The organism is Mesotoga sp. H07.pep.5.3, from assembly GCF_002752615.1.
Lineage (GTDB): Bacteria > Thermotogota > Thermotogae > Petrotogales > Kosmotogaceae > Mesotoga > Mesotoga prima.
This window is the reverse complement of record NZ_AYTV01000012.1, coordinates 581,582-605,592: the sequence shown is the minus strand read 5'-3', so window position 1 is coordinate 605,592 and position 24,011 is coordinate 581,582. Positions and strand designations below refer to the sequence as shown.

Annotated in this window: 25 protein-coding genes; 8 read left to right on the top strand and 17 right to left on the bottom strand. The window is 44.3% G+C overall.

Annotated elements, in window-relative coordinates:
• From hfq to speE, 11 genes are all read right to left on the bottom strand, one after another.
• Positions 1 to 243 carry an RNA chaperone Hfq gene (hfq, locus tag V513_RS06620; protein WP_006492522.1) on the bottom strand — a complete coding sequence of 81 codons (243 nt, stop codon included), beginning with the start codon at positions 241 to 243 and terminating at the stop codon, positions 1 to 3.
• Complete coding sequence (gene miaA, locus V513_RS06615) at positions 236 to 1,156, bottom strand: tRNA (adenosine(37)-N6)-dimethylallyltransferase MiaA (RefSeq protein WP_014730580.1); 921 nt, start codon at positions 1,154 to 1,156, stop codon at positions 236 to 238. The genes hfq and miaA overlap by 8 nt, the downstream gene beginning before the upstream one ends.
• Entirely contained in the window at positions 1,153 to 1,935 is a 783-nt protein-coding gene (locus tag V513_RS06610) for a class I SAM-dependent methyltransferase (protein ID WP_099772097.1), read from the bottom strand. Before V513_RS06610 ends, miaA begins: the two co-directional genes overlap by 4 nt.
• On the bottom strand, positions 1,932 to 2,144 hold the full coding sequence (locus V513_RS06605) for a hypothetical protein (RefSeq protein ID WP_041928075.1): 213 nt from the start codon (positions 2,142 to 2,144) through the stop codon (positions 1,932 to 1,934). The genes V513_RS06610 and V513_RS06605 overlap by 4 nt, the downstream gene beginning before the upstream one ends.
• A gap of 35 nt (positions 2,145 to 2,179) precedes the next feature.
• Positions 2,180 to 4,591 carry a carbohydrate ABC transporter permease gene (locus V513_RS06600; protein WP_099772096.1) on the bottom strand — a complete coding sequence of 804 codons (2,412 nt, stop codon included), beginning with the start codon at positions 4,589 to 4,591 and terminating at the stop codon, positions 2,180 to 2,182.
• Positions 4,592 to 4,600: 9 nt separating this feature from the next.
• Positions 4,601 to 5,929 carry a carbohydrate ABC transporter permease gene (locus V513_RS06595; protein ID WP_099772095.1) on the bottom strand — a complete coding sequence of 443 codons (1,329 nt, stop codon included), beginning with the start codon at positions 5,927 to 5,929 and terminating at the stop codon, positions 4,601 to 4,603.
• Position 5,930: 1 nt separating this feature from the next.
• Positions 5,931 to 6,776 (bottom strand): dihydropteroate synthase, encoded by an 846-nt coding sequence (gene folP / locus V513_RS06590; RefSeq protein ID WP_099772094.1) that lies wholly within the window; start codon positions 6,774 to 6,776, stop codon positions 5,931 to 5,933.
• Positions 6,773 to 8,356 carry a CTP synthase gene (locus tag V513_RS06585; RefSeq protein ID WP_099772292.1) on the bottom strand — a complete coding sequence of 528 codons (1,584 nt, stop codon included), beginning with the start codon at positions 8,354 to 8,356 and terminating at the stop codon, positions 6,773 to 6,775. The genes folP and V513_RS06585 overlap by 4 nt, the downstream gene beginning before the upstream one ends.
• Positions 8,357 to 8,372: 16 nt before the next feature.
• Complete coding sequence (locus V513_RS06580) at positions 8,373 to 9,224, bottom strand: deoxyribonuclease IV (RefSeq protein WP_180274838.1); 852 nt, start codon at positions 9,222 to 9,224, stop codon at positions 8,373 to 8,375.
• 13 nt (positions 9,225 to 9,237) lie between these two features.
• Complete coding sequence (lepA, locus tag V513_RS06575) at positions 9,238 to 11,049, bottom strand: translation elongation factor 4 (RefSeq protein WP_099772093.1); 1,812 nt, start codon at positions 11,047 to 11,049, stop codon at positions 9,238 to 9,240.
• A 167-nt stretch (positions 11,050 to 11,216) separates the two neighbouring features.
• On the bottom strand, positions 11,217 to 12,092 hold the full coding sequence (gene speE, locus V513_RS06570) for a polyamine aminopropyltransferase (protein ID WP_006492510.1): 876 nt from the start codon (positions 12,090 to 12,092) through the stop codon (positions 11,217 to 11,219).
• A 272-nt stretch (positions 12,093 to 12,364) separates the two neighbouring features.
• On the opposite strand from speE, the gene V513_RS06565 reads away from it, so the two are divergent.
• From V513_RS06565 to V513_RS06550, 4 genes are read left to right on the top strand one after another with little or no spacing between them, the layout of a single operon-like run.
• A complete protein-coding gene (locus V513_RS06565; RefSeq protein ID WP_006492509.1) occupies positions 12,365 to 13,384 on the top strand; it encodes a rod shape-determining protein in 1,020 nt (339 codons plus the stop codon).
• 14 nt (positions 13,385 to 13,398) lie between these two features.
• On the top strand, positions 13,399 to 14,097 hold the full coding sequence (locus V513_RS06560; protein ID WP_099772092.1) for a hypothetical protein: 699 nt from the start codon (positions 13,399 to 13,401) through the stop codon (positions 14,095 to 14,097).
• A complete protein-coding gene (locus tag V513_RS06555; protein WP_099772091.1) occupies positions 14,094 to 14,474 on the top strand; it encodes a hypothetical protein in 381 nt (126 codons plus the stop codon). The genes V513_RS06560 and V513_RS06555 overlap by 4 nt, the downstream gene beginning before the upstream one ends.
• Entirely contained in the window at positions 14,464 to 16,173 is a 1,710-nt protein-coding gene (locus V513_RS06550) for a penicillin-binding transpeptidase domain-containing protein (RefSeq protein WP_099772090.1), read from the top strand. The genes V513_RS06555 and V513_RS06550 overlap by 11 nt, the downstream gene beginning before the upstream one ends.
• Here the strand turns inward: V513_RS06550 and V513_RS06545 are convergent.
• Genes V513_RS06545 through V513_RS06520 form a run of 6 tightly spaced genes read right to left on the bottom strand, consistent with a single transcriptional unit; the run spans position 16,128 to position 21,708 of the window.
• Complete coding sequence (locus V513_RS06545; RefSeq protein WP_099772089.1) at positions 16,128 to 16,757, bottom strand: IMPACT family protein; 630 nt, start codon at positions 16,755 to 16,757, stop codon at positions 16,128 to 16,130. The genes V513_RS06550 and V513_RS06545 overlap by 46 nt on opposite strands.
• On the bottom strand, positions 16,757 to 17,614 hold the full coding sequence (hflC, locus tag V513_RS06540; protein WP_099772088.1) for a protease modulator HflC: 858 nt from the start codon (positions 17,612 to 17,614) through the stop codon (positions 16,757 to 16,759). The genes V513_RS06545 and hflC overlap by 1 nt, the downstream gene beginning before the upstream one ends.
• A complete protein-coding gene (gene hflK / locus V513_RS06535; protein WP_014730571.1) occupies positions 17,614 to 18,591 on the bottom strand; it encodes an FtsH protease activity modulator HflK in 978 nt (325 codons plus the stop codon). Before hflK ends, hflC begins: the two co-directional genes overlap by 1 nt.
• On the bottom strand, positions 18,591 to 19,508 hold the full coding sequence (gene murB, locus V513_RS06530) for a UDP-N-acetylmuramate dehydrogenase (protein WP_014730570.1): 918 nt from the start codon (positions 19,506 to 19,508) through the stop codon (positions 18,591 to 18,593). Before murB ends, hflK begins: the two co-directional genes overlap by 1 nt.
• Entirely contained in the window at positions 19,490 to 20,107 is a 618-nt protein-coding gene (locus V513_RS06525; protein WP_014730569.1) for a HEAT repeat domain-containing protein, read from the bottom strand. The genes murB and V513_RS06525 overlap by 19 nt, the downstream gene beginning before the upstream one ends.
• Positions 20,108 to 20,118: 11 nt before the next feature.
• A complete protein-coding gene (locus V513_RS06520; RefSeq protein WP_099772087.1) occupies positions 20,119 to 21,708 on the bottom strand; it encodes a DNA repair protein RecN in 1,590 nt (529 codons plus the stop codon).
• Positions 21,709 to 21,905: 197 nt separating this feature from the next.
• Between V513_RS06520 and rpmH the strand changes: the two genes are divergently transcribed.
• Genes rpmH through yidC form a run of 4 tightly spaced genes read left to right on the top strand, consistent with a single transcriptional unit; the run spans position 21,906 to position 23,995 of the window.
• Positions 21,906 to 22,040, top strand: a complete 135-nt coding sequence (gene rpmH / locus V513_RS06515) for a 50S ribosomal protein L34 (RefSeq protein ID WP_014730567.1) — start codon at positions 21,906 to 21,908, stop codon at positions 22,038 to 22,040.
• Positions 22,037 to 22,465, top strand: a complete 429-nt coding sequence (gene rnpA, locus V513_RS06510) for a ribonuclease P protein component (RefSeq protein ID WP_099772086.1) — start codon at positions 22,037 to 22,039, stop codon at positions 22,463 to 22,465. The genes rpmH and rnpA overlap by 4 nt, the downstream gene beginning before the upstream one ends.
• On the top strand, positions 22,410 to 22,652 hold the full coding sequence (gene yidD / locus V513_RS06505; protein ID WP_099772085.1) for a membrane protein insertion efficiency factor YidD: 243 nt from the start codon (positions 22,410 to 22,412) through the stop codon (positions 22,650 to 22,652). The genes rnpA and yidD overlap by 56 nt, the downstream gene beginning before the upstream one ends.
• Entirely contained in the window at positions 22,649 to 23,995 is a 1,347-nt protein-coding gene (gene yidC / locus V513_RS06500; protein ID WP_099772084.1) for a YidC/Oxa1 family membrane protein insertase, read from the top strand. Before yidD ends, yidC begins: the two co-directional genes overlap by 4 nt.
• The last annotated feature ends 16 nt before the right edge of the window (positions 23,996 to 24,011 follow it).

Sequence of the window (24,011 nt, the reverse complement as noted above, 5' to 3'; positions counted from 1 at the left end):
TCAGTCCTCCTTCTTGCCCGAAGTATTCGTTAACTTCACATACTTCTGAGGAACCATCATCTTGATAGCATGCTTGTAAACAAGAGTCTGTTCCTGACCATCTTCAAGCAGCACAGTGAAATTGTCGAAAGACTTGACCATCCCCTTCGTCTGGAACCCACCTTCGAGATAGATCTTGACTTCGATCCGGTTAACCCTTAAAAGATTCAAGAAACGATCCTGCAAATTGAACTTTTCAGCCATTCTTACCCCCCCAAACTGAGAGAATCGTATTTTCAAGAACCTGAGCCGCCTCATTTCCGAGAGTGGACAGGTCAATTCTCAAAGCTTCTCTGTATCTTCTGAACCAAATAATCTGACGACGAGCGTATCTTCTAGAGTTTACGATAATCCGCTCACTGGTATCCGTAAGGGATACTCCACACTTTATATATTGTACCATCTCAGCGTAACCTATTGTCTTCAGTGCGTTGAGTTCCGGAGCATAACCCATCTCGAGAAGCCTCTCCGTCTCTTCTGCAAGACCAGAGTCAATCATCCTGTGGACACGTGCCTCGATTCTTCTGTGCAGCTCGTCCCTTTCTCTCTGTAAAATCACTATACCAAACTCTCCCGACATCTCGCTCTCTTTATGGAATTCAGTTAACGGTTTCCCTGTTCTGAGAAAAACCTCAAGATATCTGACAGTACGTTTCAAATCATTTTCGTGTATCGTTTCAAAGGCTTTGGGATCGACTTTCCGGAGCAGCTCTCTTAAGAACCCCTTTTTTTGTGATTCGATTTGTAGCAGGGCTTCACGAATATTTTCATCTCTCGCCGGAACATCCGCCAATCCTCTGATCAGGGCGTCAGCATACAGGCCCGTCCCACCGGCCAAAACAGGGATTTTACCCCTTGATTTAATCTCCGCGATGAATTCGAGAGAGAGCTTCCTGAATTCCATCACGTCGAAACTCTCATCGGGATTTCGAATGTCTATCAGCCAATGCTTAAGCAGAGATAGTTCTGTACGTGTTGGTTTTGCAGTACCAATATCCATGAAGCGATAAATCTGACGAGAATCCACGGAAATCACTTCTATTGGAAGTCTTCCAGCGATTTCCAGCAGAAGTGAAGTCTTCCCTACGGCAGTTGGACCTAATACTAAAGGGATCATTTCTTTTCAATCACCCCATATAATACTCCACTTTTCTTACTTCCCCAGAGTCTATCGAAGTGAAGACCAAGCTCCTCGAAAAGCGTGTCTCTCGTTCTGCTCTTAATTATGAATCTCTTCGAAGCAACCCGTATCATTTCATCCACATCAGGCCTTATTATTCTCTCATATACGGCAAAGGGTCTTAGCGGATTGATTGAATGGGAACTCAACTGGGGTCTGTCAAACATAGGGTCACAGTAAACAATATCGTAAGAGTTGTCTGCACAAGACTTTACGAACTCCCGCAGATTAATATTATGAAGTTCGATTCTTGTTGATGCCTCTCTTATCCATTCATCAGTGTAAGGGTAGTTTCGAAGGCCATGGGCGACTACTCTGAATATGTGTTCGGACGCTTCAAGGCCAACAACTTTGCCCCGAGGCAAGAAGTGTGCAATGAGAAGCGCCTCGTTTCCCAGTCCAAAAGTAGTGTCTAGGACTACTTCTTCCCCTGAAAGCTCCATGCTGTTTATCAGGTAGTCAGAATTTTGAAGCTTGATGTTCTTGTATCTGACCTTCGACATTCCCGGGTGAAAGAAGAAAACAGATTGTCCAGCCTTTATGGAAAGCTGACCATTCTTATCAAACACGTAATAGAAATCAACGGGACTCTCTTTCTCAAATTCCCTAAGTCGGCCTCTCGAAACATACTTCACTCCCAGTTCCTCTGCCAGAGTTCTGGCATTCACGACTTCTTCTCTAGTAGGCTTATGAGAGGTTGTTACTACGAATCTCATCTATTTCCTCCAGTGTCATTTTGCGGCATTCCCGGAGCCAGTTGCCTTAAGAGCTCCAGTTCAGATTCCTTGATTTCGATTTCTTTCTCGAGAGCATCATACTCCCTCTGGAGGTTCTCGAGTTTTCTCTGAGCCTGCTTGTAACGTGCTATTGCGTTATAGTTGTTGATTAACAGGAGCGAAAAAAGCAGCGCCAGAAAGATGAACAATCCAAGCGGAAATCTCGCCCTATTCTTCTTGCTTTTTATTTGAGACCACTCCTGGCAATTCCGGCAATGAAGTACTTCTGGGTAATCAGAAAGAGAATTACGACCGGAATTATGGAAAATGTAGCGGCCGCCATCAGTAGATGGTAATCACTTCCCGTTGCAGAACTGAAATTCTGAAGTCCAACCGGTAAAGTCCTGATCTCGGGACTCTTCGTAACTATAAGGACCCAAAGGAAGGAATTCCAACTACCGACGAATTTCAGAAGCGCAGCGGTTATGACAGCGGGTTTAGAAAGCGGAACTAGAATTGTCCATAGAAAGCGCCACTTAGAAAGGCCGTCAATCATAGCCGCATCGTATAGTTCGTTCGGGATAGTCATGAAATGTTGTCTCAACAAGAATATGGCAAAAACGGAAACTACCCACGGAACAATTAGGGCGTAATACGAGTCAATCCAACCAAGGGCAGTAAGCGTGATGTAGTTGGGCACAAGGAGTACTTCTCCGGGGACCATCATTGTCGCCAGGAAGAGAGTGAACAAGAGATTTTTCCCGAAGAACTCCATCTTTGCAAATGCAAAGGCCGCCATAGCTGCAAAGATTATCTCAACAAATGTTGTCACGGTAGCTACGAACACAGTGTTGAAGTAATACCTGCCGAAAGGGGCAGCGTTCCATGCTGTGACATAATTTTGAAAGAAGTTGCTAATAGTCTCTCCCAGAGTAAAATTCGCCTTGCCGGCGCATTGGTCGTCTTTGAGCCAGACCGCAGGAATTCCTTTCAGCTTTATGTCGAAAGATTTCGCACCGGACGGGGAAATGATACCCCTGTAGTAAACTCTTTCAACTTCATCGGGTTTACTTGAGAGATCAAGTTCGCTGAATATATCGGAATGGACTCTGGAGAAAGTACCTATTAAGTCGGTCTCTCTCCATCTTCGTCTTATCAATTCTGCAAACGGTTCGTGGCCACTGATGTTTGCCTGCCTATCCAGGCTCGCTACAACGCCCCCGACTCCAATCGTCTGACCTGCCTCTGAGGCCACTTCCTTAATCAGTGTGATGAGACTCGAATAAGGTGTCTCTTCATCCATCGCGCTATTGACTTTCTCATCGAGGACTGGATCAGAAGCAACCAGAAGCGAAGTTCTCAGGAAATTCATGGCATCATTGATTGCTTCGAGTGGTGTCTGCACATCCGAGAAGTATTTTGAAAGACTCTCCTTAAAATTGCTATCAAGATAGTTCAGGAGGATTGCAACTGCGTTCCGTACATTAGACGGATTAACCTTGGTAAGCAAGTGGGTTCTCATTTCCTCATCAATATCCCACCGATTCACAAAGTCGGACAGCAAGGAGTGCACTTCAGAATCGGTCCGTATCTTTCCCACTATTGAAGCGCTTGAAAGACTCTCATTCTGTGATTCGTCGTAGAAAATTCTCAAGTCGGAATACAGATTCAACAAGTCCATCCACTGAATCAGTCCAGAAGGTGCGGCTTCAAGAGATCTTTCGAGCTGCCTCACCGAAAGAGAGACTCTGGAATCTCCAGCAGAGATTTCTTGAGAAAGCGTGACCACTTCAGAAGCAACATTCCTGATAGTATTAATGCTGTCTCTCAAATCTTCAACCACTTTCTCCAGTTCGGTCAAATCGGTGACCCCAGTACTCCCAGTTCTATAAGGCTCGAGATTCTCTATTGAACGCGTAAGCTCAACTACCGGGTTTTCGAAAAGTCTGGCCGACTCTTCCCGGATTCTCTTTTTGATCGCTTTGCTTTCATCAGTATCTATTGGCAACTCTTTCATTGTAGTTTCAACGCTTTGCGCCAGTCTTTCGATTGCTTTCGAATACTCCGTTTTGAGCGACGTTACGAGAACAACTCGCCTAACAAAACCATTATCTCCATACACAGCCACGTTAAAGAAGCTGTCCAAAAAACGGCCAACGTCATCTACAGGAAGATCTTTCAAATCTCTCGAAACTGAGTCCGGGAAACTGGTAGCAAGTGTATGATACCGTTCAACTAGAGATTCGAATCTCTGCCGATCAACCTCCGTCGAATAGTCGGCAGGAGAACCGTTTGTCTCCAAGAGCTGGATCTCGATTTCGCCTCTTCTAATCGGGTCATCGTCAAGATTAACGGTCACTGTATCAAAACTTGCAGACTCCTCCATAAGGGCGGCGAAGTTTCTGAATTCGCTGAGACTCAAAGCCGAGAGATCTACCGAAGCACTTGCGCTCTTCTGCTTGATTTGTGTCTTGAACGTGAAGGAACTTGCTGCGTTCTTTGTCGTCCATACAGGGGGCCAACTCGAAACTTCACTGGGCGCCTTGAAGGAGGTCGCAACCATCCAGGCAAATGGAATCAGCATCAGAAAGGCTCCACCGACAATTACTACGTAGAGTAGAATTTTCGAGATAATCTTAGTCGACGATGTAGTCATCTGAACACCTCAACCTTCGTAGTGAACGCGCTTCTTACCCACATTTAGCTGCACCATTGTCAAGACCAGAATAATCATAAAGAGCACATATGCTGCCGCGCTCGCTACTCCCATTCTCTGCTGATTGTAGAATGCATCAAATACGTAGTATACAAGGGTCAATCCGCTTTTATTGACCGGCCCAGGTAGCCCCTGGTAAAGAATAAAGATCTGAGAGAATACCTTGAACGAACCTATCATCGTGATTATCATTATGAAGAAAGTGGTGCCCGAGAGGAGCGGCCAGGTAATGAACTTGAATTTCTGCCACCCGCTTGCGCCATCAACATCGGCGGCCTCGTAATAGGACCTATCGATATTCTGAAGACCGGCAAGAAAGATCACGGTAGTGTATCCAACATGCTGCCATACAGAGACTATAGCTATCGTTGGAATTGTCCAAACTTCATCTTTTAGCCAGGCAATTCTCGGCAGGTTGAAGATTGAAAGAATGTAGTTGAGCAATCCAAACTGGTCGTTGAACATCCACTGCCACACAAGTGAAACGGCAACAACAGATGTAACAAAAGGGATGAAATAAGCAGTCCTGAAAAGGGATCTCAGCTTTATGTTCTTGTTTAAAAGCATAGCAATAATCAGAGCCAGGCCTATCTGAGTTGGAACTGACAGCAGAACATAATAGACCGTATTGTAGATAGACTTAAGAAAGTCCGAGCTTTCTTTTGCCAGAGTGAAATACTGAACAAAGTCAGCGCTCTGAGTGAGGATTTGGTAGGCAAAAACGTAATAGACGACAATAAACAGGATAAGGGTTGACCACTGGCTCGATTTCATCCTTCTGCTCTGAATGCTACTCTTCCTGCGAAGAAGTACATAGAGTCCAAAACCCATCAAGCCCAATCCTGCAAACAGCCCGATAGTTGTGAGACCAATACTGGTATTACGCAAAAGAACATATCCGGAAAGCAAAACAATGAAAATGACATATAAAAACGAATGACTCTTGTCTGTCTTATCATACTTACTCATAAGTCCAAGAAGATAGTAGATGAGTTGAACTACTACAAGGACGATAACAACATAAACAACAGTGTTCATTAGCGAGTTCACAAAACTTAGGGAAACGGGATAGGTTAGCCTGAAGAGCTCCTTGTAATTGTCAAAACCTATGAAATAACGAGTAGTCGATGTGTAGTCCCATTTAAAGAAACTGAGAACAAGCGAGAAACCGATTGGCCAGAAGACAAACACTCCCAGAATTATGATCGAAGGCAGCAGAAAAAGATACGCCTTCCAGGTTTCCTTCCAGTATTTCTTTGAGCGTCTACTATAGGGCAAATCACTCCCCCCAATACTCTCCGCATGGGTTCAATGTCTTAAGTATACCAAAGATTCGACCGTGCTCCTGTACATCATGAACGCGAATTATGTTTACCTTTTTAAGGTATAAGTATGTTGAAATGCTAATAGTCTCTTCCAATCTCTCTTCAACCGGTGTTCCAGTAATCTTCGATATGAAGCTTTTTCTGGAATGCCCTACAAGAATAGGGAAACCCATCTTCTTAAACTTCTCTATATTTTTCAGAATCTCAATACTTTGTTCAGCGGACTTGGCGAAACCTATACCGGGATCAAGTATTATCCTGTCAGGATCTACTCCGAAATCAATTGCCCGCCTGGCCCTTTCAAGTAGCCAGGATGAAACTTCTCCAACTACGTCTCGGTAATCTGTCATTCGACTCATGGTAGAAGGATCGCCTCTCATGTGCATAATAACAACAGCTGCATGGTTTTCAGAGACTGCCTTTATCATCTTCATCGACCTGAGCCCGGTGATATCGTTGATCATGTCAGCCCCTTCAGAAAGTGCAGCACTCGCAGTCTCACTGTTATAAGTGTCTACTGAGATGACTGCATCAGGTCTTTTGCTTCGCAGCTGCCTTATTAAAGGTAGAACCCTTGCGATTTCCTCTTTTGACTCTACCTTTTCAGCTCCCGGTCTTGAGGATTCTCCACCTATGTCTATTATTGCTGCACCATTTTCAAGCATTTCGAGAGCTTTATCCAGAGCAACCGGTATGTCAATGAATCTGCTTCCCGGAAAAAAGGAGTCGGGGGTAATGTTGAGTATTCCCATAATTTGCGGTTCCGAAAGATCTAGTACTCTCCCGTTTTCGAATGTCACTGTTGAATCCTTCTCTTCTCTCTTACTCTCGTCAGGAAGAGTTCAAATATCGGATTGGGCCTACCCACCTTCGACCTGAATTCAGGATGATATTGAATACCGACGAAGAATCTCTTTTCAGGAAGTTCTATCGCCTCAACGAATGTCGCTCTAGAGGATATTCTCAGTTTACTTTCATCCGTTTCTTCTGGCGTCCTGAAAAGATCGGGAAAACGCTCGAGGTTGACCTCATATCTATGCCTGTGTCTTTCATAGACTAGACGCTCGTTATACGCCTCGTAAAGAGTTGTACCTTCTTCTATTGGAGTCTCCTGAGCGCCAAGTCTCATCGTACCGCCAAGTTTCAATATTGCTTTCTGCTCTTCCATTAGATCGATGACTGGATATGGAGTAGAAGGATCGAACTCCGTCGAGTTGGCATTCTCTAACTTGCAAATATTCCTTGCGAACTCGATAACCATAAGCTGCATTCCCAAACAAATACCGAGAATCGGGATGTCCTCTTCTCTGGCCGCCTTTATCACGGCAATCTTTCCTTCAATACCTCGTTTGCCAAAACCGCCGGGTATGATTATTCCGTCGTATTTGCGAAGCTCGGCCTTTATCTGTGCTTCCGTCATATCCTCAAAGCACTGTGAATCAATGACTTCCGGCTTGCTTGCTCCGCAGAGAGTAATGCTTTCAGAAATGCTCTTGTAAGCATCGTCTGTCCCAAGGTACTTGCCTACTATTACTACCCTGGTTGGAGCAAACGACTTGGGATAGTTCCATTCGAACCGTTCTTCGATTTCAATGTTTAGCCAGGATGCGATCTTTCTGTGAATCCCATGGGAGTAAACAATTCTGGGAACATCATACACGTTTTCTGAATCGGGTAGGTTGTAAACCATCTGCCTTTCTACTCCGCCAAAAAGGGCAATCTTTCCGAGTTCGTTTTCTTCAATTGGAAGCTCTGATCTAACAACAATCATTTGAGGCTGAATTCCAATTCTTCTTAGGAGTTGAACTGACTGCTGTGTTGGTTTCGTCTTAAACTCGTTCGTGACACGCAAATAGGGAACATAGGTTACATGTATGAAGAGGAAGTTCTCCGGCCCCTCCTCGACCCACAGTTCGCGTACCGCTTCGAGGAATATCTCTCCTTCAATGTCGCCAACAGTACCTCCAATTTCTATCATTATGAGATCACCCGGCACTTTTCTGATTCTAGACTTGATCTCATCAGTTACATGCGGAACCATCTGAACGGTGGCTCCTAAAAAGTCACCTTTCCTCTCTTTGTCGATTATTGACTTGAAGACCTGCCCCGCCGTCATGTTGTTCTCTCTTCTCATGTTCTTGCCAAGAAATCTCTCATAGTGGCCGAGATCAAGATCCGCTTCATAACCGTCTTCGGTAACGAAAACCTCACCATGCTGGTTTGGGTTCATTGTACCTGCATCGAGGTTCAAATACGGGTCTATCTTCAGAGTATTCACCTCTACTCCGCACTCCTTCATAACTCTAGCAATTGAGGCGGAAAGGATCCCCTTACCAATTCCACTGATTACGCCTCCTGTTACCACAACATACTTCTTCATCGATTGCTTTCCTCCGCTATCCAATTAGCTCCCTCACATACTTAATTTCTAAAGCATGATCTGCATCGTCTCCAGGCGTCTCCAGAAGCCACGGGATTTCCTGTATCTTTTCGTTTGAAAGAAACTCCTTGAATCCGCCATTCATACCTATGTAACCCTTGCCAATCATTTCATGACGGTCCTTGCCAGCTCCGAGCGGATATTTACTGTCGTTGAGATGCATCATCTTCAGCTTTTCGTAGCCCACCGTCGAATCGATTTTGTCAATAAGCTTCAAGGTTCCCTCTAAGTCCCTTATGTCGAAACCCGAGTCAAACCCGTGACAGGTATCGTATGTTATCCCAATCCTTTCAGGCTGAACAGAACCGTCAATTATCGCTGCAAGCTCCTCAAAACTGCTGCCAATGTGATTGCCTTTTGCAGAAACGTTTTCCAGAAGAAGCATCACATCGTTGTCCTGATTCTCACCTAGAACGATTTCCATTCCTTTAAGAATCCTTTCTAGTCCTTCACTAAGACCTTCGCCCAGGTGACTTCCGGGATGAAAATTCAAATACTTCAAACCCAAAGCAGCTGTGATTTTCATCTCTAGAGAGAGAAGATTCACAGACTTCTCCCATACCTCGTCATTAGGAGAAGCAATGTTCACGAGATAACCTGAATGAACCATACAATTGAAAGGATCTAGAGATTTGTCTTTCATTTCAGATATGAAGCTTGCTGACATTTCACTCTTAGGAGGAGAGGCCTTCCACATCCTTGGACTGTGAGGAAAGATCTGAAAAGTGTTTCCGCCGATTCCTACAGTGTCCCCGGGAACTTTATCGAACCCTTTAGAAATGGACATATGTGCCCCAAGTCTTATCAATGTTCTCACCTCGTCACTCTTCGTCACCGATTCTCAGAATCGCCAGGAAGGCATTCTGTGGAATGGTTACCTGACCGATTTCTCTCATTCTCTTCTTTCCTTCTTTCTGCTTCTCAAGGAGCTTCATCTTCCTTGTAACATCTCCTCCATAGCATTTGGCCAAAACATCTTTTCGTAATGCCTTTATATCGCTTCTAGCAATTATCCTACCTCTTGATTTCGCCTGTATCGGAATCTGAAATTGATGCTGCGGTATTAGTTCGCTCAACTTGTCCACTACCTTTTTTGCTACAGGATATTCCTTGTCTACATGAACTATGAATGAAAGCGAATCTACAGTCTCCTTATTGACAAGGATTGTCACTTTCACCAAATCCGACTCACGATAGCCGAGAATTTCATAATCCATTGATGCGTAACCTCTCGAAATTGCCTTCATCCTATCGAAGAAGTCAAACATTATCTCCGACAACGGAGCCTCAAAACGCAGAACAACCCGATTCTTTCCAGCGTTTTCCACTGCTTTGAAGTCGCCTCTCTTTTCGGAAGTTATGAACCCTATTAGGTTGCCCATATATTCCGAAGGCGTGATTATAGATAGGTCGACAAACGGTTCTTCAACTCTCAGGAACTCACCGGGCTCTGGAAAGCTCGCGGGATTTGTTATTTCTGCAACTTCACCGTTCTGTAAAGTGACCCGATAAACAACATTAGGGGCGGTAAGAATACAGGCTATTTCGAATTCTCTTTCGAGCCTCTCTCTAACTACATCCATATGAAGTAGACCGAGGAACCCCACCCTGAAGCCAAAGCCCAAAGCGGGAGAGTTCTCCGGTTCAAAAACGAGCGAGGCATCGTTCAGTTTGAACTTATCCAGCGCCTTTCTCAGTTCGTCGTAGTACTCGGGCATTCCCGGAAACATCCCAGCGTAGACCATAGGTTTCGCCTCTTTGTAACCGGGAAGAGCAGTATCAGTAGGATTATTGGCAGAAGTAACGGTATCTCCTATCTTGGCACTCGATACGTCTTTTATTACGGCAATGATATAACCAACCTCACCTGCATCCAGAGAATCGGTGATTTCCATCTGAGGAAGAAAGTATCCCACTTCGACTACTTCAAAGATTTCACCGGAAGCCATCATCTGAATTCTGTCTCCCGCTTTTACACTTCCTTCAAAGATTCTTACGTGAATAACTACGCCTCTATACTTATCGTAAATCGCATCGAAAATCAATGCCTTCAATGGTGCTTCTAGCATTCCCGACGGGGGTGAGACTCTCTTGACAACTGCTTCCAGAATCTCCTTAACCCCCTGACCAGTCTTTGCACTCGCCTGAAGGCAGTCTTCAGGAGAATAGCCTATCAAATCGACTATTTCCGCAAGTGTTTCCTCGATATTTGCATTTGGAATATCTATCTTGTTCAGTACAGGTATCAACTCAAGATCATTCTCGATTGCTAGATATGTGTTGCCAACCGTTTGAGCTTCAACACCCTGAGAAGCGTCAACAAGCAAAATCGCTCCCTCACAGGCAGCCAAGCTCCTGGAAACCTCATAGTTGAAGTCAACATGACCAGGTGTATCAATAATGTTGATCTCGTATGTAATCCCATCATCAGCAAGGTAATTCAGCTTCAAGGGCTTAGACTTTATGGTAATTCCCCTTTCTCTCTCAATATCCATGGAATCCATGAACTGATCCTTTTTGTTTCTTCTGTCCACAGTATCGGTGATATCTAAGAATCTGTCGACGAGAGTCGTCTTCCCGTGATCAATGTGAGCAATTATAGATATGTTCCTAATACGATCTCTCTTATACATTAATACTCCCTCCTGCCGATCAAGGATGATTCTATCACGGCACGGGTAAACCGGGTTAAATTCAACAAAAGAAGGGAGAACAACTCCAGCAAAATGCTGTAGGTCATTCTCTCAACTATAGAAATCCTATTCACAATACATCAAATGTAAAACTTCGCAGCCATGTATCAAAACTGACCGGTCAGCTCTTTAAGGAACGTAGGAAGAGCAAACGAGGCCCTGTGTATTTCAGTATTATAGTATCTAAGGGGCGCTCCAAAATCAAGAACCCTTTCTTCATCGTAATCCTCGAGTGGATCCAGTTCTTTAGATCCAATTGTATAAGTCCACATACCAGAGGGATAAGTCGTCATGAAACCAGTGTACATCTTTGAAATGGGAAATACGGAGGAAATCCTGTTATAAGCAATCGCAACCCACCCCTTATCATAGAAAGGGTCTTCAGTTTCCGCACAGAATATTCCGTCCTTTCTTAGAGCTTTGTAGCAATTTGAATAGAACTCCTTGGTAAAGAGATGCCCTCCTTCGCCTGCCGTTGGGTCAGTAGAGTCCACAATTATTACATCAAAATAGTCCTTGTTCTTCCTCACAAAGTCCGCTCCATTTTCATTAAAAATAGATGCCTTAGGATTGTCTAGTTCCACCGACATTTCCTTCAGATGGAGCTTCGCCGCATCGATTACATATGGATCTACTTCACATAGAATCGCTTCCTCGACAGAGGGGTGTTTTAGGACCTCTCTCAAGCTACCACCGTCGCCACCACCAATTATCAAAACCCGTTTTGGGTTCGGATGTGTAAAAAGTGGAACATGGACCAACATTTCATGATACATAAATTCATCGGCTTCAGTAAACATTGTTATCCCATCTAGCACAAGAACCATTCCAAACTCAGGGTGTTCGAAAATATCTATTCTCTGAAAAGGACTCTGGAATGAATACACGAGCTGCTTCATCTTCATGAAGAGTCCTGCATTTCCTCCTGTGTAGTATTCCATGTACATGAGATGGTTCAACGTTCTTAACTCTCTATCTTCCATGTCTTCACCTCCGTGTTTTCATCACAATCATCTCATCGAACTTCATCAAAAAATAGTTCATCTAGCTCTAGAATAGTGAAAAATAGGCCCTTACTTTGTCGTTGGCGAGGCCACATGGATTCTATCACTTTGATTAAGGCATAGTCAAACTTGTATAATACCTTCTCCAGAAGGTTATTGAACAATGACGTGGAATTTCAAACGCTTCGTCATTCGGCCTCATCCTGATGGTAGAATTGAGAATAAAGACTTTCCCGACAGGAGGCCTTCGAATGTTCTTAAGGCAAGACATGGGTATAGATTTGGGAACTGCCAACACTCTGGTCTATGTAAAAGGCCAAGGAGTAGTAACTAATGAACCCTCGGTTGTTGCAATCGATGTGAATTCAGGAAAGATCCTTCAAGTTGGCCTGGAAGCAAAAAGAATGGTGGGTAAAACGCCCGCCAGTATAGTTGCTACTCGCCCCTTGAAAGATGGTGTAATTGCAGATTACGACATTGCCCTCGCGATGCTGAAGTATTTTATGGGAAGAGCTATTGGCAGACGAACTTTTGTTAAACCAAGAATTGTGATTGGCGTTCCTTCCGGGGCGACCGAAGTGGAGAGAAAGGCAATTGTGGATGCCGCAATAGAAGCTGGAGCAAAGAAGGTCTTCCTAATTGAAGAACCAATGGCTAGTTCAATCGGCGCCGGCCTGAATGTGGAAGAACCTACGGGGAATATGATAGTTGATATCGGCGGAGGAACAACTGAAATTGCGGTGATTTCCCTCGGCAGCATTGTCTTGAGCCAATCTATAAGAGTTGGCGGAGACGAAATGGACGATTATATCGTTCAGTACATCAAAGAAAAGTACAGACTGATGATTGGCGAGAAAACAGCGGAACGTGTCAAAATGGAAATTGGAAATGTGGTCGAAACAGAAGAAGCCGACGGTTCCTATGCGGAAATTGTTGGTCTAGACTTGAATTCAGGTCTCCCGCGTAAGATTTCCATCTCCGGTTCAGAGATTCGAGAGGCGATTGCAGAACCGGTTTCTAGAATTGTTGAGGCAGTCAAACTCACTGTGGAAAACACACCTCCCGAACTCATTTCCGATATCGTGCAGAGCGGTATTGTTATTGCGGGCGGAGGTTCCCTCTTAAACGGAATGCAGGAACTGATTCAAAGAGAAACTGGAATCATGGTTGTCATAGCCGATGATCCCTTGACTTGTGTGGCGAGAGGAGCTGGTCAGGTTCTGGAGAGAGTCTCCATACTTGAAAGAATTGAAAAAGGCAACTTGAGATAGAGGAGACTTCTCTAGTGAAGTTTGCTGAAGTGGCGGTTGTAATCTTAATGATCTTTCTTGTCCTGTCATCGATTCTAGAAGTGACGGGTACCAACAGAAGAGCGAGTGAGTTTTTTGATGATATGGCATTACCCCTTATAAATCTGAGAGTGGATATCGAGAACTTTTTCAGGGCGCTCTTTCAAACAAGAAGCATAGATCGTGTAATAAGAGATCTGAATAGATACGCCGATTCATTCAGTGACAAGTTTGAGTTTCCAATTCCAATGAGAGTTGCGTTTTTCAGTTTTGAAAGAAACAATACAGCCGTTATGACCACAAACAGACCGGCTTTGCCAGGAACTCCCGTTGCTTCGTTCTTTTCATCGACCATCTATGGTGTGGTTAAGAGCTCGAATGAACGCTACTTACTTGTTTCTCCGCTCACATCTCCGGGAACTAGAATTTCGGCCGCTGTTCACAGAGAGGAGACAGTTATTGAAGGCGTGGTCTATTCAGACGCGGGAAAACTGTATTTCTCAACATTTGATCCGTATTATCTAGAGGCGGGTGATTCAGTCAGAATTGCTTCGACGGTTCCAGGGTACGGATACTACAAAGCAATGAAGCTCGATCTAATAGGCGAAATCGCAGGTCGCCATGGAAGCGATTACCTGGTAAAGAATCCGAACGTATTTGGTGACTACTTTCTCTTTCTGGAGTTGCAGGAATGATTTGGCTGCTTCTGATAGTACCGGCTCTATTCTTTGATCTCGGATTCGGAGACTTGATCCCTTTATATCCCATATATCTAACGCTCCTGGTATTTCTACCGACGAGAAACGTCGCATTTGCGCTTTCACTTGCATTACTGCTTTCATGGATAGTTGGAATTGCACTTTCCGGAATCGGTATGGTAATCGCCCTTGCAATAATACTTGTTATTTCTGCAGTTGCTTTTCAGGACCGTTATCGAACACCAAGTTTTGGTGCTCTCGTTGCGGCGGCAATAGGAATCACAGGAGTCTGTTTTGCCGGTACCGGCTTCGGTGTACTCTTTTCGTTCTTCGCAACATTTCTCATATTGAGGAGGTTGAGCGTTGAAGATTAAGAGATTCGACCTCTTCTTCGTACTTTTCATTCTAACAGTGGGACTCTTCATTTATAAATTGTACGATTACCAAATTGTGAGCTCTGATAAATACGCGGCACAAGTAGAAAGCATTAGCCATCGATCGATCTCTTTGCTTCCTCAAAGAGGTATGATTTTGGATCGAAATGGAATTCCGCTTGCGTGGGATGCACCCTACTACAATATTGAAAAGAGGGTGGTGTTTCTCCCTGATGACCTGAAGAGAATGATAATTGATGCCTTCGACGACAAACAGAAAGCAGAAACACTTATAAAAAACCTTGAAATGTTTGGAAGTGTTGAGGCGAGTCTTCCAGCGGCTCTCGCAGAAAGGCTCAACGACTTCCCGGAGCTGGAAGTTTCTGAAAGAGTTATCAGATACTATCAAAACAATCCCGGTGTTGCGCACGTTGTGGGATACATAAAAGCTGACGGAGAACCGGTAATGGGAATAGAAAAGCAGTACAATGACTTGTTGAGAGGAACTCCAGGGGAGCAGTTAATAAGAGTCGATGCGCTAGGACGCCAGATAAGTCTTGAAGGTGAAAGGCCGCCTGTAGGGGGAAAAGACCTTACTATAACCATAGACTCTCAAATGTCAAAATACATTTATGAATTAATCAACGAAACCGGCAAGAGCGGCGCAGCAGTAGTGATGACAACAAGCGGAGAGATCCTTGCCCTGGTATCGGTCCCCGGCTTTGAAAACATGTCTTTCACAAAGGGAATCTCCAATAGAGATTGGGAAAGATTGAATCTCGATCCCTCCAGACCGCTTGTCAATAGAGCGTTAACTCCTTTTACGCCAGGATCTGTGATTAAGCCGTTCATTGCAATGGTAGCTTTGGCAGAAGGAAAGGATGCAACTGAACAAATAGATTGTCGAGGAAGTTTCCAGTACAAAGACAGTCAGGGCATAGTTCAAGGGGTTTACAGAGACTGGAATCTTTACGGCCATGGCATGACAGATCTGTCTAAGGCCATAACCGTTTCATGTAACGTATACTTCTATCAGCTGGGGCTTGAGTTGGGAATTGACACGATCAGCAATTATGCCGAAATATGGGAGGTTTTCGAGCCAACAAACATAGATCTACCTGAGGAATCAACAGGTCTAATGCCTTGTCCCTCATGGAAACAAGAAAAACTCGAAGAAAACTGGTTTCCCGGGGATACTATTCAGATTTCAATAGGCCAGGGTTATCTAAGCATCACTCCCTTGCAGCTGGCAAAGATGACCGGTGAAATTGCTACTAAAGGCCGCGAAATACTTCCCTATATTGGTACAGAGAGAGTGAGTGACAGGGCAGTAATTGAGCTTGGTGAAAGTGACTGGAACTTGCTTACAGAGGCTTTGAGAAATGTCATAAGCAAGGGGGGTGGAGCTGCCGAGGCGGGAACCGCCTATTCGGCCTTCAGGAATTTCGAAGGAACGGCAGCCGGCAAAACTGGTACAGCGGAACAGGGAGGCTCAAAACCTACCCATTCCTGGTTTACCGGCTTCATGCCACTTGAGGAGCCCGAAATAGTGGTAACCGTCTTCGTTCATGAAGGAGGCTATGGGTCCGGACTGGCATCACAGATATCCAGGAAGATAATGGACTATTACTTGCAGGAATACATGCAGCAGAATCACTCGACCGGGCTGACAAAGCTCAGTTCTTCCCCCGATTTGTGAAAGATTCTTCTGTCTTCAAGAAACCCCATAATTCTTTCTATGTTCTTTTCCTGAACAGCAAGTGATGCAAAAACCCTTTCTGAATAGTCGACTTTTCGGACCGAATAGTCTTTATCTTCACCGAAGAGCCTGATAAAATCGTTCCACTGACTATAAGTCATTTCTACAACCAACTCTAGCCCAGGGCAGTACAGGGCCAGTTTCCCGGCCCTGAGCGCTCCTGCAGCAGTCTCTCCGTAGGCATCAATCAAACCTCTCACTCCTAGTTTTGTTCCGCCAAAATACCTGGTAACTACCACGACAACGTCCGTAAGTTCAAGACTTTCGATAGCTCCGAGAATAGGCTTACCGGCAGATCCATGAGGTTCTCCCGCATCTGAGTAATTAGCGATTTCCCTTCCCTGAAGGGAAATCCGGTATGCCCAGCAACAATGGTCGGCGTTCGCATACCTTTGAGAGAGCGACTTGATAAAGGACTTTGCTTCTTCTTCACATTCGCATCTTGCGCCGTCACCTACGAACCTGGATCTTCTGACATTGATTTCAAAGTGTCCAGGTTCAAGAAGAGACTTCTTACAGCTCATTATTCTCCTTTGGATAGTTTGTCAATGAAATCCATGGCAGGACCCAAAATGTAGTTCGCATCCTCTAGAGTGCTCTCGTAGACTTCGAGTCTCTTCATGAATTCATAGAAATCGGGGTCTCTGTTGAAGGCTTCGGCATAGATTGAAAGCGCTCGAGCATCTCCTGTTCCGATTATTATGTCTGCTTCCTTCTGGGCTTTGGCGATCGTAATCTGCGCCTCTTTATCCGCCTCGGCTCTCAACTTCTGTGCCTCTCTATTCCCTTCGGCCCTTATCAGCGAAGCCTCCTGTATTCTCTCCGACTTCATTCTCTCGAAGACGGCGTTCCTATTTTCGTCAGGCAAATCGGCTCTCTTAACGCGAACAGATATTATTTGAATTCCAAAGTCCTTCATATCATTTGCAGCGAGAGCGGTAATTTCATCAAGGACATCCGTTCTATTTCCGGAAATGATCTCGTCGTAATCGAGTTTTCCAAATGTGTTTCGCACGTGAGAGTACACTACATCATCAATTCGTGTAAGAGCAGTAAGTTCTGATTTCATTGTCTCTATGAATTTCCTCGGATCTACTATTCTCCATAAAGCAAAAGTATCGGCCAGAATCGTCTTCTTGTCCTTCGAATATATCCTTTCGGCATCTACGTCGTATATCTGTATACGTTTGTCAAATTTTCTCACGTTGTCGATGAAAGGTGTCTTAGTATAAAGGCCGGCCTCGGTGATGGATTTCTGAATCTCGCCAAATCTCAAAACAACGGCCTGTTCAGTTTCATCGATGATGAAGAAGAAACTCGGCAGAAGTATGATCGCAATTACCACGATGATCGCAACGGAAATTATGACTTTGTATTTCATCACCTCACGCTCCCTTCAAGATCAAGGAGTTTCAGAACACTGCTCTGATCGAGCACAACTGTCTTGCTTGCTTCAGAAAGAATCTTGTTAAGGGTCTCAAGATACATTCTCGTTCTTGTTACGTCTGGAGCCTTTTCATATTCCTCGAGAATTTCGAGGAATCTTTCGGCCTCTCCTTCGGCATTTAGGATTCTCTCCTGGGCATAGCCTTCGGCGTCCTTAATTATCTGGGCAGCTTCTCCTTCGGCCTTTGGAATAATGTCGTTAGTGTATTTCTCAGCCTCGTAGATTAGCTTTTCCTTGTCCTGCTTGGCACTATTCACATCGTCGAAGGCTGTGATAACCTGCTGCGGCGGAGCGACCTCCTGAAGGAAAACATTTTTCACAATAATTCCTGTATCAAGTCTATCAAGTTCTTCCTGAACCCTCTCCGCAGTCCTTATAGAAATAGTGTCCCTCTCTGTTGTCAATATCGAGTCAATGGTGCTCGAAGCAACTTCCTCCCTGAGAACCGATTCGGTCGTGAATCTTACGATATCTCCGTCGTCAACAATAGTGAAAGCCAACTTCGCAGGATCACCCACGTAGTACTGTACAACCAGCTCGACCGAGACGATATTTCCATCTCCGGTAAGCATTAGGGACTCGTTTGCATAGGTCTGATAGGTCCCAGTTCTGATCGTCCTGAACCCAATCTCCTGTTTTCTCAAATTCGAAGTGTCGATAACGACTACACTTTCAATGGGAAAGGGCAGGTGATACCCAAGTCCTGGCCCTACGCTGTTCGTAAATTTGCCGAACCGCTTTATCAGCCCCACTTGATCGGGACCAACCAGAAAGAAGCCGCTCAAGAAATACACGGCAACGATTGCGACAATAACCAGCAATACAAAGAGGCCGGACCAGAAAAAGCTTTTCTTTGGTCCTCCGTTCCCGGTAAAATTATCTTCAGGTTCCTCGATTCTTACATCAACCATTATTCAACCTCCTTCCAAATTTCTATCTCGGTATTGAGAATAACGCCTGTGGCCCCTTCAACTTTCTTTCTAATTATCTCTACCAGAGTCAGAATGTCCTTCTGACAGGCGCCTCCTCTATTCACAATGAATCCTGCATGTTTTTCCGAAACTTCAGCTCCTCCCACTCTTAAGGACTTCAATCCCAAGCGTTCTATAGTTGAACCAACGTAGAAATCCGATTTAGGTCTCACGAAGACACTGCCGGCACTAGGGTATTCCAGTGGTTGCTTCTGAATTCTCTTTGCAAGGATTTCTTTCATCTTACTTTCGATCTCGGATCTTTCACCCCTCTTCAGCAAGAATTCAGCACCGACAACGATTCCATCTGCTGATTTGAATATGCTGTTTCTATACGAAAACCCGGCGTTCCTGGAGTCAACATCTATTACTTTACCCCTCCCGTCAAGATAAGAGACTCTAGTCACCCGATCGCCGATTTCCCCCCCAAAGGCTCCTGCGTTCATCAATACGGCACCACCAACTGAACCTGGGAGTCCCGTCAAGAACTCAATGCCCGTTAACCCTTCTGCCAAACAATGCCAGATGAGAGAGTTGATACTCGTTCCCGCCTGAACAAAAACCTTGTCCCCATCGCTTCTGAGTAAATTCAGATTCCTAGTCGAAACAACAACACCCTCATATTTATCAGGGCAGATCACATTTGAACCGCCTCCGATGACTTTGTACGGAAGTTTTTCCCGCTTCAACAAGGATAGGATCTCGCTCAGAGACTCTACAGAATACGGTGAAACGAATACTCTGGCTGGACCACCAATCCTTATTGTCGTGTGCCATTCAAGCGGCTCTTCGAGCCTTACATCCGCTCCAGCCAAATAGAGTGAATTAAAGTAATCAGTTAGATTTCTTTCTGCCATTGATAAAGCCTTTCAGCAATTTCCTTACCATTATGAAGGCTCAGGAGATAGTTTTTCAGTTCATGTCTTCTGGCAAGTATCGAATGGATCCCCTCCAGCGCAAAGGCTTTTGCAGATTTATCGGCCAACTTGTTTCCATAAAATCCTGCGAGAGCCTTAACGGCAACCGAAGAATCGGTGTTGCTCAGTGCCATGATTAGTTGATCTTGCAGTTCAGCGTCATAGTTTTCCTCAAGCATCAGGGCCAAAACATCTACCACTTTCTCGCCTTCCCCCAATCGAGCAAGAGCTTCGTAGATTACTATCTGTGATCTTTCATCACTGTACTTACTCAGAAGCTCGTAAAGATGTGTCACGGCTCTTATATCACCGATCTCCCCTGCCAAATCTGCTAGATAAAGTCTTGATACGGGGTCGATATCCTCTGATCTCATCTTTTCGATAAGAAAAGGAACCACGTCCTTACCCATTTGAATTAAAGCATCAAAACATATTTGGGCTGTCTCGCTGTCTTCGCTAACCAGCAGACTGAGAAGCACTGGAGCGGCCTCCACTCCTTTTTCTTCGACAATCCTGTTTATCAATTCTTCTCTTTCCATTACCCATACTCCTAATCTGGAATTTGACCACTCATTTCTTCGATTTCCCGTTCCTTGGAGCTGCCATGAAGCTCCTCGATAATGGAAATCGTTTCGTTATAGACTTGCTGCTTTCTAACAACAAAATGCCGATCTGAACTCAATGCGATTTGCGGAAGATGAGTTATTACAATAGTCTGAATCTCCCTTGAGATTTCCTCTAATTTCCCTGACACTACTGTTCCAAGTCGTTGACCAACTCCAGAGTCTACTTCATCAAAGACTATTGTTTTGAGATCGAGCTGATTCTTTAAGGCGGATTCAAGAGCCAATAAGAACCTGGAAAGCTCACCTCCCGACGCAACACTACCAATCTCCATTAAATCCATACCGGGATTTGTCTTAACAACCATCGTGACTTTGGATGTCCCGTAGCTTCTGGGCATTAATTCAGGCTCTAGATGAAACCTCAACTCCGCTCCCTTCATTCTGAGGTCCTCAAGGTGTACCCTGATCTGCTCCTCGATCTCTTTTGCTCTAACCAACCTTTTCTGATCAAGGATTCTTCCCGTTTCCTTCAAAGACGAGAGAAGCTCTTCTTCGTTCTTCTTCAAGCGTTCCTTTCTACCTTCCAGCTCCTTAAGAGTTCCTAGCTCTTTCTTGAACTCCTCTAGTCTCACAAGTATCTTTTCAACAGAGTCTCCGTATTTCCTCTTCAGACCCTGGATAATGGTAATACGACTTTCAATTGCATTGAATTCCTCATCATCGATCTCAAGAGTGCTTCTCTCTTCCTCAATCTTAGTGTAAAGCGAATCGAGTTCTTCTAGAGCAATCTGAAGGTTATCCAGCCAGTCCTTGTAACCAAAGTTCCTTATTTTTTCGACAGTTGCTCGCGCGTCATTGAGAGAATTATAAATTGATAGTTCGCCATCCTTAAGAAGATCAGTGAGTTCTTGAAATGTCTCAAGTAGCATCTGGGCGTTTCTGTATCTCGTATATTTCATTTCAATGGCTTCGTCTTCATGAGGTTGAAGATCTGCCTGTTCAATCTCCCTGATCTGGAACTCCAGAAAGTCCTTTTCCCTTTCAATCTGAGAAGGATCTACAATAAAGGAATCCAGTTCGCGTCTTACTTTGATGTACTCTGCATACAGCTCTGAATAACGGGTAAGGATTGTGTCTCCTCCAAGCGCGTGATCCAGAATTATATGGTGTTTGGATTCGTCCAACAGGCTTATACTACTATGCTGAGAATGAATCTCGACTCTGTCACGAAAAGCTGACTGAACAATCTGTTTGGGTACCATTTTTCCATTCATCCTGTATATGGTTCGCTGTCCTGTGAAGCTTACACTTACAAGAAGCTGATCACCATTGATCTCTACTCCCATGTCTGCCAGTTTAGAAAGCAATGAACCATCAACCGCAAAGTTACCTTCAACACTGCCCGAGCCGTCATTATCCCATAGCGGGGGAAAGCCCAACACCGCCCATAGGGCCTTAAGGAAGACAGTCTTTCCAGCCCCCGATTCACCGGTTATGGCATTCATACCGCCTGAGAACTCAACATAGAAATCCTTAAAAGTCAGAAAGTCTTTCCCTGCCAGCGAAAGCAGCATATCTCCCTCCATCAACAGCAAAAAAGGTAACTTTCATCTATCCAGTCCCTCAATCCATTATACTATTCATCAGCAGCTGCATAAGAAATTCTTTCGGGAACGCTTGTAGTTAATTTCACATCCTTTTATCGCCTTGACAGTGAAGGTTGCACTCCGTATAATGTTCACTGTGATGCATTTACTGGAGGTTATTAATCATGAAAAGAACATACCAACCATCAAGAGTCAAAAGAAACAGAACACACGGCTTTCTTGTGCGATCCCGCACAGTCGGAGGCCGAAGAGTGCTGGCAAGTAGAAGAAGAAAGGGAAGAAAGAGACTTTCTGTGTGAACCTCAGAGATCAGTCCCTTAGTAAAACCGAAAGGCTAAGACGAAAGGCAGACTTCGACAGAGTCTTCAAAAAGGGAAAATCAATTGTTGACCCTTTTTTTGTTGTATTGTATGTTAAGAATGGTCTGCCTTTTTCTCGTATAGGGATATCTATAAGACGGAAATTTGGAAAGGCTCACCTGAGAAACCGCCTCAGAAGATTGGTTAAAGAGGTTTACCGAACTAATAAACAAGTCTTTCCCAAAGGGTATGATATACTTTTCATTGCAAGAAAGGATCTATCCGACCTGTTTAAGAAGAGAAAAGTTGGATATTTTGATATTGTACAGATCATTAAACGAATCGCTGAGAAAATTGGAGAAACGTCCGATGAAAAAGATACTACTGTTTCTGATAGATTTCTACAGAAAAAAGATCTCCCCTAGAACCCGCCCAAGATGCAGGTTTTCTCCCACTTGTTCAACATACACATATGAGGCAATAGAAAGATTTGGAGCTCTGAAAGGGCTAATTCTAGGCATCTGGAGAATAATCAGATGCAATCCCTTCAATCCAGGGGGGTTCGACGAAGTACCAGATCATTTCACGCTATTGAGGAGGCACGAAAAATGAAAAGAGCGATAATTCTGACTTTGATCTTCGTGACATTATTCACGCTCTCGGTATCGGGCAAGGAACTTACCACTCAGGAAGGTACCAGTACGCTCATAGTTTCAGGTAAAACTCTAAAGGTAACTCTGGACACCAAAAATGGCTTGGTATTAGGAGTAACAAGTTATGCCGATAATAAGACGGTTGAGTTTTATGTGTACAATGAAAGCCTTGGAAAAGATGGATTCAACGTTTTTGACGTAGAGGGTACCGAGCTTCTGCCTACCTCCTTTTCATACGACAAAGATGAAGAAGGCAATGTAATAGTTAGCTTCAACTATGAGCAAGGTAGCAAGTCGTTTATTATCCTGAACAGTCCTTACTATGATTTCAGAGTTGAACTGAATTTCAATCAGAAGATTGAGGTCGCTCTGCCTTTTATTTCTTACCAGAATCAGACGATAGGACCCGACTCCTCATACTATTTGATATATGATAAGTTCAGCGGTCAGAAGACGCTCTTCGCAATTACTGCAATGCAAGGAACATTCAAATTCCAGAGATACGAATCTGAAACCGGTAGGGGAATTCTTGAATCTTTTGCTGGCCCTATGAGGTTGATCCACATGAGACAAGCTCTTCCGGAGCATTATGATGCTATTGTGAAGGACTTGCAAGACTTTGGAGGAGTTACCTTCTTTTCCTGGATCTATCATGGAATAGTTTACTTCCTGTTCTGGCTATATCAGTGGTCTGGAAACTTCGGTTGGGCACTGATTCTCTTCACAATTGTTACCCGATTCATCCTCTACCCCTTATATCACATTCAAACTAAGTCAATGCTAATGATGAGGATGCTTCAACCCGAAGTAGAGAAGATCAAGAAAAAGTATAAGGACCCCAGAAAGCAACAGGAGGCAATGATGGCTCTGTATAAGGAGAAGGGATACAATCCCGCTTCCGGATGTCTTCCAATACTCCTTCAGCTGCCAGTACTGATACTTCTATACAATGCCATTCGATACTTCAGCGAAGTAATGGCATATACGCCTGGTTTTCTTATTTGGAAGGATCTTTCAGTAGGTAACTTCGTACTGAACATACCGTTCATAATAATCACGGTAGTTGTAGGAATCTTCAGTTCATTGCTCACAGCTCAGGACGCAAGATCTGCGAGATCGGGAGTAATCATGCAAGTAATCTTTCCGATCCTTTTCGCCACATTCCCATCTGGATTGCTACTTTACTGGACAACCCAGAGTGTCCTTCAGTTCTTCATAAGCTGGGTAGTATACAAGCGCAACGGCATAAAGGGGCTGACTTTAAGACAGATGCTAGGTTTACAGGAAAAACCTGTGAAGTAGATTTAGACCAGCTCAG

Excerpts from the sequence above, each read along its gene's own strand:
- hfq (WP_006492522.1), bottom strand. The coding sequence starts at position 243 with ATGGCTGAAAAGTTCAATTTGCAGGATCGTTTCTTGAATCTTTTAAGG.
- V513_RS06545 (WP_099772089.1), bottom strand. The coding sequence starts at position 16,757 with ATGAGCTGTAAGAAGTCTCTTCTTGAACCTGGACACTTTGAAATCAAT.
- V513_RS06565 (WP_006492509.1), top strand. The coding sequence starts at position 12,365 with ATGTTCTTAAGGCAAGACATGGGTATAGATTTGGGAACTGCCAACACT.
- V513_RS06585 (WP_099772292.1), bottom strand. The coding sequence starts at position 8,356 with ATGAAGAAGTATGTTGTGGTAACAGGAGGCGTAATCAGTGGAATTGGT.
- miaA (WP_014730580.1), bottom strand. The coding sequence starts at position 1,156 with ATGATCCCTTTAGTATTAGGTCCAACTGCCGTAGGGAAGACTTCACTT.
- V513_RS06600 (WP_099772096.1), bottom strand. The coding sequence starts at position 4,591 with ATGACTACATCGTCGACTAAGATTATCTCGAAAATTCTACTCTACGTA.
- hflK (WP_014730571.1), bottom strand. The coding sequence starts at position 18,591 with ATGGTTGATGTAAGAATCGAGGAACCTGAAGATAATTTTACCGGGAAC.
- speE (WP_006492510.1), bottom strand. The coding sequence starts at position 12,092 with ATGGAAGATAGAGAGTTAAGAACGTTGAACCATCTCATGTACATGGAA.
- hflC (WP_099772088.1), bottom strand. The coding sequence starts at position 17,614 with ATGAAATACAAAGTCATAATTTCCGTTGCGATCATCGTGGTAATTGCG.
- yidD (WP_099772085.1), top strand. The coding sequence starts at position 22,410 with ATGAAAAAGATACTACTGTTTCTGATAGATTTCTACAGAAAAAAGATC.
- V513_RS06520 (WP_099772087.1), bottom strand. The coding sequence starts at position 21,708 with ATGCTGCTTTCGCTGGCAGGGAAAGACTTTCTGACTTTTAAGGATTTC.
- murB (WP_014730570.1), bottom strand. The coding sequence starts at position 19,508 with ATGGCAGAAAGAAATCTAACTGATTACTTTAATTCACTCTATTTGGCT.
- V513_RS06555 (WP_099772091.1), top strand. The coding sequence starts at position 14,094 with ATGATTTGGCTGCTTCTGATAGTACCGGCTCTATTCTTTGATCTCGGA.
- V513_RS06610 (WP_099772097.1), bottom strand. The coding sequence starts at position 1,935 with ATGAGATTCGTAGTAACAACCTCTCATAAGCCTACTAGAGAAGAAGTC.
- yidC (WP_099772084.1), top strand. The coding sequence starts at position 22,649 with ATGAAAAGAGCGATAATTCTGACTTTGATCTTCGTGACATTATTCACG.
- rpmH (WP_014730567.1), top strand. The coding sequence starts at position 21,906 with ATGAAAAGAACATACCAACCATCAAGAGTCAAAAGAAACAGAACACAC.
- V513_RS06525 (WP_014730569.1), bottom strand. The coding sequence starts at position 20,107 with ATGGAAAGAGAAGAATTGATAAACAGGATTGTCGAAGAAAAAGGAGTG.
- lepA (WP_099772093.1), bottom strand. The coding sequence starts at position 11,049 with ATGTATAAGAGAGATCGTATTAGGAACATATCTATAATTGCTCACATT.